At 44.7% G+C, this 1,754-nt stretch carries 1 protein-coding gene; it reads left to right on the plus strand.

Annotated elements, in window-relative coordinates; translation table 11 throughout:
- Positions 1–439: 439 nt before the first annotated feature.
- Positions 440–1,754 (plus strand): group II intron reverse transcriptase/maturase (ltrA, locus tag OCV65_RS13285; RefSeq protein WP_262582474.1); only part of this gene is annotated, 1,315 nt, incomplete at its 3' end.

Raw genomic sequence — 1,754 nt, forward strand, 5'->3', positions numbered from 1 at the left:
AGTGCGCCCGGCGGCGCACGTTTCTAGCGGGTGCAAGTCCCGAATCCGCCCGGTAGTGGGAAGGATATAGCCGAAGGCAAGGGTGTCCATCGCGAGGTGGAATCTGAAGGAAGCCGGATGTGGGAACAGACTAACCACGGGCAAATCTCTGGTCTGACGAACAGAAATTACATAGAAGGCCATGCATGAGGGTAAGACTGCTTTACAAGCCGAAGCCCGAAAACTACACGGAATCATGTATGGTAAATGTAACAGATGGATGGAGAGAAAGAAACGTGTGGTACCCGGGGAGGTCTGTGCGGTATGCTTTGAAAGAGGTAACCATTGCATAAAGCAATGCTGAACGCACAGAAGTCAGCAGAGGTCATAGTAGCCGAGAGGTGAAGGACCGAATCAGTAGGAGTCTTGAGTATGACCGAGAAAGGAGGAATGACCATATATGGCAGAAAACATTGAGAACAATGGCTGTTTGCAAAGAGATAGAGCGGAACACGAAGGGTATGCGAAAGCGTCTAGGTCATTCAATCGGATATGGAAAGAAAGAGACAGTGCACAGCCGAGACTTTTGGAAGCGATACTGTATAAAGACAACTTTAACAGAGCGTATAAGAGAGTCAAGGCAAACAAGGGAGCGCCTGGAATTGATGGCATGACCATTGAGGAGGCTCTTCCATATCTAAAGGAACATCAACAAGAGTTAACTGACCGCATTTATCGTGGAAAGTATACTCCGTCTCCAGTAAGACGAGTTGAGATTCCCAAACCAGATGGTGGTGTGCGAAAGCTTGGCATACCAACAGTGGTAGACCGTACACTTCAACAGGCAATAACCCAACAGTTAGTGCCAATCTATGAACCGCTGTTTGCAGAAGGCAGCTATGGCTATCGTCCGAACAGAAGTGCAAAAGATGCAATACTTAAGGTTAAGGAGTATGCAGAACAAGGTTATACATTTGCTGTAGTTCTTGATTTATCAAAATACTTCGACACCTTAAATCACGAAATCCTCATTAATCTTCTTCGCAAGAATGTCAAGGATGAAAGAGTAGTGCAACTGATAAAGCGCTATCTGAAGAGCGGTGTAATGGAAAACGGAGTGGTCATTGACACAGAGGAAGGCTCACCGCAAGGTGGAAATCTATCACCATTGCTGGCAAATGTCTACCTCGATGAGTTCGACCAAGAATTCCTGAAAAGAGGTGTTCCATGCATAAGATATGCAGATGACATTGTGCTTCTTGCAAAGAGCAAGCGAGCATCAGAGAGACTCTTGGAAAGCAGTACAAAATATCTTGAGGAGAGGCTGAAACTTACAGTCAACCGAGAAAAGAGCCGTACTGTCAGTGTGTTTGCAATCCGAAATTTTAAATTCCTTGGCTTTGCATTGGGAAGGAACGGAAAGGGCATTTATGTCCGAGTTCATCCGAAGTCATGGAAGAAGTTCAAGTCTAGACTGAAGGAGTTATCTTCCCGTAAGCGATGTCAGTCAATCAAGCCAAGTCTTGAGAAAATCAAAGTATATGCAAGAGGATGGCTTAACTACTACGGAATTGCAAGTATGAAGAGCAACATAGATGACATCAATGGATGGCTTTACCACAGAATACGCATGTGCATATGGAAACAGTGGAAGAAACCTAGAACGAAATATAAAAATCTAGTCAAGCTGGGAATTCCAGAACACTATGCGGCAACAATAGCAAATAGTCGCAGAAAGTATTGGTACATCAGTAATAACAAAGCTGTGATTTGGG

This window comes from Dorea ammoniilytica (assembly GCF_025567415.1).
Classification (GTDB): domain Bacteria; phylum Bacillota; class Clostridia; order Lachnospirales; family Lachnospiraceae; genus Claveliimonas; species Claveliimonas ammoniilytica.